The following is a 6943-nucleotide window of genomic DNA, read 5'->3' as shown; positions in this document are numbered from 1 at the left end:
ACGTAGCCATAGAAAAGGTATTAAAAAAACGCGCTATTCGCTAAGAAGTGCAGAACAGAGTAGGCTGATATAATCTTTCACATTATAGTATTTTTGCTTTGCAAGTATGGCTTCTAACTTTTTCCAATCAAGGTTAAGGTCGTCATGAATGATGGCGTTTCGCATGCCTATTGCGCCGCGCATTTCATTTATTTCAGGAGTGGTAATGGCGAGTTGTTCGTAGATTCTTTCAATGCTAGCTCGGGCTTCCGAAGGAACAGGTTTAGATATCTTCTTGAGATAGTGCTTTGAGCAGCCAATAGCAGCCTCGATAGGAACCTGTAGATTCCTTTCTACAGCGCTACGTTCGTTAAATGTTAAGGGGCGTTTCTGAATGGTGCAGGCCAACTCATCCAAACCAGCCAAGTGCTGAGCGACTTGTTCTTTGATGGCAAATACATAGGCTTGGTATGTCGACATAGTAAATTCTCTGGAACGCCGTTTAAGGATAATGTTGCTGGTGTTCATGGGCATATTCACTCCATAATGACCATATTCGCTGTTCTTCGCTATGAAGGCGCAAGTCATTGCCAATGTAGAGCGGAGTGCCGAGATCAATAATGTTGTAAGCCAATGGCACGGGCACTGAGTTAATATCAACGATTGATATATTCTGGTCTAGATTATTTGACCATTGATACTCAAGGTCTTGAATGAATTTGTCTGCTTGATTACATTCCTTATGTAGCGCTATCGCTAGGTCATAATCACTCGCGCAATCAGCGGTATGATTCGCTTGTGAACCATAAAGCCAGACAAGTTCAATTCGACTCGCTTCTTTAAGAGAGAGACTCTTAAGTGCATCAATAGTTTTATTACTAGGTGCCAAGTTCATTGTGTTGTTCCAGCAAGAGGGTTTATTGATTTTAACCAATATTTTAGGATGGGTCTATTCGTCGTGGTTGGAGAGATATTTTGGATAACATTATGAAAAACTGTTTGAGTTTTCTCATTTGCTTCTTAGTTTTTCTTAGCATGCCCTTGAAAGCCGAGTGGCATGAGTTTTCTGCAGAGGTGATGACGACCAACTTAAGCTTGGAGTTTTGGTTAGACGATAAGATTAAAGCAGAGAAGGCTAAGCGCGCAGTGCTGAATCGCTTTAATGATATCGAGGCAAAGATGTCGCGGTATATTTCTGAATCTGAGCTCTCCAAGGTAAATAGACTTGCCTCTGAGCAAACGCTAGTGATATCGACTGAGCTGTTTAGCTTACTCGAAAAGTCTTTGTCTGTGTCGGCTTTATCTCAAGGTGCCTTTGATATCAGCTTTGCCTCGGTTGGTTTTTTATATGATTACCGACAACACGCGCAGCCTTCTGATTCTCAAATCAGTGCGAAGTTGCCAGTACTGGATTATCGCCATATTGTTTTAAATAGAAGTGCTCAAACAGTACGCTTTAGCTCTCCTGGAGTCGCTCTTGACTTAGGCGGAATAGCTAAAGGTTATGCTGTTGATGAAGGCATTAAGATGTTGAAGACCTTTGGCGTTCAACATGCGCGTTTAAGTGCGGGCGGCGATATGTATCTTCTGGGCGGAAAGGGCTCAAAGCCTTGGCTTGTCGCGGTGCGTCACCCTAGAAACAAAGAAGAAAACTCCGTTGTTCTGCCTTTATCGGATGTCGCTTTATCGACTTCAGGTGACTACGAGCGATTCTTTATCGATGATAGCGGCGAAAGGGTTCACCATATTATTTCCCCAAAAACAGGCCGGTCTGCTCGGAACGGTCTGCTAAGCGTTTCCGTTCTCGGGCCTGATGTGACGACTACCGATGCGCTATCGACTGCCGTGTTCGTATTGGGTTTGAAAAAAGGTTTAGCCTTGATGAATAGACTAGATGGTATTGACGCGATTCTGATTGATGAACGCCAAAGGGTTCATTATTCCAATGGTTTGGGAAGGCCTTAAGTTCAAGGAGGCGGCTAAGGCTTTCTTAGGGCTCTTTTCTCCTGTAGCCTTGGTCTTTAAATCATCGAATCGTATCTCGATCCTTGCTATAGTGATTTTCAAAATATTCATCTTTAAAGAATTAGGTAACGCGTCATGACGTCTGTCTCAGATATTCGCTGGCAACAACGGTTTAAGAACTTTCAGCGAGCTTTTCTTTTGCTACGTGAAGCAGTGGAGTCAGATATTGCTTCGTTTAGCCAGTTAGAAAAGGAAGGTGTTATTCAGCGTTTTGAATATACCTTCGAACTAGCGTGGAAGGTTCTCAAAGATAAAATGGAATTTGATGGTATTATTCTTGACCAGATTTCACCTAAGTCGGTTGTTCGCCAAGCGTATCAAAGTAAGTATATTAATGATGCCGAGACCTGGTTGAGAATGATCGGAGACCGAAACCTTATGAGTCATACCTATGACTTTTCGAAGTTCGAACAGGTTATTGATTCCATAAAAATTAGTTATTTGCCTATGCTAGATGAGTGGTACACATCACTCTTAGAAGAAATAGTATCATCATGAGTCAGTTCGGCTTGAGTGAGCAAACTCTGAGCGAGATACGAGATATATTATCTAAGTATGAGATGATTGATTATGCAAAGCTTTATGGCTCTAGGGCGAAAGGGAATTATCATGAGCGAAGTGATATTGATATTGCTGTCGTCGGCGATAATATTGACCGTTTTACGAGCTCAGCACTAGCGTTAGATTTTGCAGATTCTGATATCCCGCTTGTAGTCGATGTGCATTGCTTTCATGACATTAAGAACTTGCAGCTACGTGATCACATTGAGAGAGTTGGCCAAGTAATTTATGAGTCAAAAGGGGCTTAGCACTTTAGGTGCCCCCCTTTATCGTCTTACTTATTCATCAAATCGTCCCATTTACAATAGGTGCCATTCCAACCAGCGTATCCCTAAGAGTAGAACTTCCCAGCCCGTGATAACTCAGTACATTTTCGAAGTTGCCTTGCTCGCCGTGTAGTGCCATGTAATTCAGCATAACGGTTTGAACTAGTAGGTTAACGTTATTGGCAGCAGGGCTTGATGCGGTTTCGACTGATGCGTCGCTACGCATATAGCCAACCTGGTTGCGTATCGCAGTAGGGCGACCGTTTCCGCTAGGGTCATAGACTAGGTAGAACGCTGCAGCAGTTGATTGGTTATCGCCGGTCCATACACCTTTGCCGCGGCCTTGTTCAGAATTATCTACCATGCCATTACTGGCGACTGAACCGTCAGAAAAGACGTAAAGCATAAGCGGTACACCAATTCGTGCTGCGTATTCCAGGCAAGCGCCCATGACACGTCCTGCTCTTAAGTCACGAGCTTCACCTGTCGAACGGTTACCCGTATGGTAGTCATAACCACCCATGGTGATTGTACCAGCACCGGCATAGCCATTGATCACGAGTTTCATGACCGATGCGGCTTTCTGGAATTCGCGGTCATTGAGAAATTCTTCACTACTAAAGATACCGCTTGCTCCGACAATATCCGGGTCTTGTACCGGGTCGAGGTCAGCAGGGTTGCCAAAACGGTCTGCCAGGTCGGCACTTTTTACATAGCCACAGCGTACAAGGTCTTTTACGACTTCGTCAGTGGTAACATTTACGCCAGCGTTAGGAAGGCCGGTATTCATCTGAGCCATTTTCTTATCACTGATACGTTGAATAGACTCCATTACCGCGACGGCATCTTCCTGGCTTAGTAGGCCGATCAAATCACCGACATCGACCAGGCCAGTAACATCACTTGGGCGGTCAATTTTAGTCGGGCGCACCTGCGGGTTAATCATGTCCATTGGTGCTAAGGAGTTGCCGCCAGAATCAGAGCTTCGTGAGCCAATCAATGTTAAAAGTGAACCATCTGCACCGGCATTATGAATGCCATAAACCGGGTTATGGGGGTTGTTGCCTGTATCATTTTCTGAGCGGGCGGGAATAACTACACCGTTAATCGCAGCTTGGGTTGCCGCAGAGGTTCGTTCCTGAATCCCGCGTAAAAATTGGCTATCTGAATGAAAGGCTAAGCCCAGGGATTCATCAACGAAGTCATTCGTAGTGCCATCGGTATTGTTTACCTGAGGTAAAAAATCCGGCGGGATGCCAAGTTTGCTATAGCCTGCTGTGCTGAGCATGTCTTTTTGTCCGCCTGAACCGCCAACCAATACATTGGAGCCGGCAATGTTGGCGCCACCAGCCAGGTCAATACAGATAAAAGGGATCTTTCCGGCCCCTTGGACGGCGATTCCACAGCTATCTTTTAAGGCTTCAATATCTGAAGATAGCGCGGCCGAAGCATTACGTGGTGCTCCGAAGAGGCTGAATATTGACGAGCCAAAAACGGTAGCACCGCCAGCCATGAATCCATTGGCGATAAACTCCCTACGTGTTTTAGGGCGTTTATGGTCACTGTGTATCAAAGGTGCGTTGATATCCAGCGTTTGTTTGAGTGTTGGTTTGATAATCATAATCTCATCCTTCAACTGAATAGTATTTATTGCACAAGCGTTGTAGCGCTGCCTAGTACGGCTGCGCAGGCTGCTTTGACCACAATCTCGGTTCTACCTTCGGGACAGCTGCTGTCAGCTGAGCAAGCGCTAAGCGTATCAATCAGGCTGTTTATCTCATCATTAATATCGCTGTCGCTAGGTTGAGTGTCCAAGCTAGTGCCAACAAAGTTGCTCAGGAGGGCGCTTGAAATCTGGCTACGGCCATCCGTATCAAAAGCAGTATTGGCATTTTCACTAAAATCAAAGCTGCTAAAGAAACTAGCTCTTAAGCTTGTGTCATCAACCAAAGCGTCACAATATTGAATGGCTAACTGAGTGACGGCCATTTGGTGAGCCGATAAGAAGCCTTCGATATTCTCGATCGTTGGTAGCTGTTGTTTCACCGTATCAAAAGTGCTTTTTACATCGCTATCGGTTGAGGCAACGCCTGTCATCACAGACATCGTGGCATTGATTTCATCGAAAGTGCGAAGCCCTATTTCTGACGAAGCAGGTAGGTCTTCAGGTTCAGCAGGCGTTGGTGGAATGTCTTCCTCTTCATCGCGTGAGCGGCTACCAATCTCCGTAAAGCTTAAGAAGAACTCGTCTTCATCGGCTGCTTTATCCAAAGGAACGATGGTTCCCAGGTTAGATAAAACTTGCCCGTTACCCGCTACATAGTCTTCGTCGTTCAAACTAATGTTTAGGTTTTGGTAGACTTGTCCAACATTTACTTCTTGCCCGTTGATGGCGATCTTCATGCCTCTTAAAGTGATGTCGTCTAGTTCAACATTGTCGTTAAGGCTGACAAAGCGTGCATCAGAGAATAAGTAGCTAAAGCTATCAAACTGGCTGGCTTCAAAGAAAATAAAGTCATCGGCTGTGTCGGGGTCATCGGTATCCACAAGATGAGATACGCCAAATAGCATATAGAATTTTTCACCTACGCCGGAGTTATAGTTTTGGGTGATTTGCTCTTGTGTTAACGCACGGCTATGAATAGCTAGCATCCTTAGCGTGCCTTCCCATAGTTCGTTGCCATCGGTTTCATTACCCAATACGAGGGCAAAACTTTCGTTCCAACCATTTAGAAGGCCAGGGGCTACGCTGTCTTCATCTTCGGTATAGACACCATTAACATAGAGCTTTCTGCCTTGTGTTGCGGAGTAGGTGGCGACAACATGCTGAAGGCTGGCTTGAAGTCTTTCATCTGCATCGGCGGTTGAAAGTGCTTCGTTGAAGTCGTTAGTAGTATTGTAAAAGTCGTAGTTGTACAAGGTCTGTTGCAAAGCAAAGTTACGAGAGCTGGCCGAGCCCGAGTACGACACAATGCGCGAGTCTTCCTGCGTAACATTCGCTGGAACAACCCAAGCCTCTATAGAATATTGAGACGTGCCGCGTATTTCATCGTAGAGCTTTTTACTGTCTTCGGTCTTGCCTTGCGCTTTACCGTTGCCGACACGGGTATTGGTTTCTTCGTCGATATACGAAGCGCCAAACTTAATGCCCCAACCGCCGACCCACTCGACGTTGCCGCTCAATTCAAGGTTGATGGCAGGGTCTACACCGCTGGTGTCGTTGGCAAGAGTACCTTCACCGGCTTTGAACTCGTATAGGGCAATCACATCATCTTCATAGCGGCCACCTGAGTTGGCAACGATGCCGTCACCCACCAATACAAGCGCTTTACTGGTAATCAGTGTTTCGTCAATCGCGGCGGCAGTGATCGAATTAGAAAAGGCTTCGATCGCTGTTCTCATTTCAGTTGATGAGGCTTCACAACCAACTTCCCAGCAGTTATGAAACTCATTGAGTAAGCGTTGTACTAGTCGGGAGTTACCGGGGGTTTCCAGGCTAATTCGACTCTGAGCAGCCAGGTAAGAGGTGTCAACATCGGAGCTGCCAATAAAAGGAGTTTGCTGGCCTTCGACATGACAGTCACTGCAATACTCTGTGAGTAGAGGGTAGACAGTGCTTGAGTAGCTTAAAGTATCCTCAGGGAAGGACTTACTGCTCCCAGGGTCTTTGATTTGTGGAGAGCGTAGGATGATTTCATTAGTGCTGGCAGTATTGTCACCCACCCAATTTTCGACCCACCCAGTGAGAATCGTTACACAGGTGCCGATATCGGTGCCACCTTGTCCGTTAGATGCCCAGCAATTATGGCCGTTTGCAACTTTCGTGATAAGAGCCGATTCTGCCGGGTCATCTCGATCGATCAAGCTACTGGCATCAGCAAGTGCCAGGTTAACGTCGTCGAAGCGTGCGAATTTAGGGGACTGACCATCAGCACCGTGGCAAGCGCCGCAGCGGTTTTCAGTAACGATATTTTCCCAAAACTCGGTCTGAAACTTTAGCGCATCGTCAGTTTCTGGCGCAGGGCCTAGATACTCATCGGTACTGGTGTTTTGGTTAGTGTTAGGGTTGTCGGTATTTTCCTGGCCGCTGTCAGTACCGCAGGCGCTAAGTA

7 protein-coding genes are annotated in these 6943 nt (G+C 46.0%); 3 read left to right on the top strand and 4 right to left on the bottom strand.

Going from position 1 to position 6943, the window contains the following annotated elements; translation table 11 throughout:
- Window positions 1-33 precede the first annotated feature (33 nt).
- Together A3757_RS07640 and A3757_RS25675 are read right to left on the bottom strand one after the other, a co-directional pair.
- The gene (locus A3757_RS07640) at window positions 34-459 is read right to left on the bottom strand and encodes a DUF86 domain-containing protein (RefSeq protein ID WP_068739382.1); all 426 of its coding nucleotides are present in this window, start codon (window positions 457-459) and stop codon (window positions 34-36) included.
- Window positions 460-481: 22 nt separating this feature from the next.
- Window positions 482-874 carry a nucleotidyltransferase domain-containing protein gene (locus tag A3757_RS25675; RefSeq protein ID WP_068508473.1) on the bottom strand — a complete coding sequence of 131 codons (393 nt, stop codon included), beginning with the start codon at window positions 872-874 and terminating at the stop codon, window positions 482-484.
- A 140-nt stretch (window positions 875-1014) separates the two neighbouring features.
- On the opposite strand from A3757_RS25675, the gene A3757_RS07630 reads away from it, so the two are divergent.
- From A3757_RS07630 to A3757_RS07620, 3 genes are all read left to right on the top strand, one after another.
- Window positions 1015-1944, top strand: a complete 930-nt coding sequence (locus tag A3757_RS07630) for an FAD:protein FMN transferase (protein ID WP_197469759.1) — start codon at window positions 1015-1017, stop codon at window positions 1942-1944.
- A 135-nt stretch (window positions 1945-2079) separates the two neighbouring features.
- Window positions 2080-2502, top strand: a complete 423-nt coding sequence (locus A3757_RS07625; protein WP_068553544.1) for a nucleotidyltransferase substrate binding protein — start codon at window positions 2080-2082, stop codon at window positions 2500-2502.
- The gene (locus tag A3757_RS07620) at window positions 2499-2813 is read left to right on the top strand and encodes a nucleotidyltransferase domain-containing protein (RefSeq protein WP_068511541.1); all 315 of its coding nucleotides are present in this window, start codon (window positions 2499-2501) and stop codon (window positions 2811-2813) included. Before A3757_RS07625 ends, A3757_RS07620 begins: the two co-directional genes overlap by 4 nt.
- Window positions 2814-2850: 37 nt before the next feature.
- On the opposite strand, the gene A3757_RS07615 is transcribed toward A3757_RS07620, so the two are convergent.
- On the bottom strand, window positions 2851-4452 hold the full coding sequence (locus A3757_RS07615) for a general secretion pathway protein GspF (RefSeq protein ID WP_068553543.1): 1602 nt from the start codon (window positions 4450-4452) through the stop codon (window positions 2851-2853).
- Between the two features lie 26 nt (window positions 4453-4478).
- Window positions 4479-6943: LamG domain-containing protein (locus A3757_RS07610; protein WP_068739380.1), on the bottom strand; the 2465-nt coding region annotated here is incomplete at its 5' end.

The organism is Oleiphilus sp. HI0117, assembly GCF_001635235.1.
This window is presented reverse-complemented; position numbering and strand designations above follow the sequence as displayed.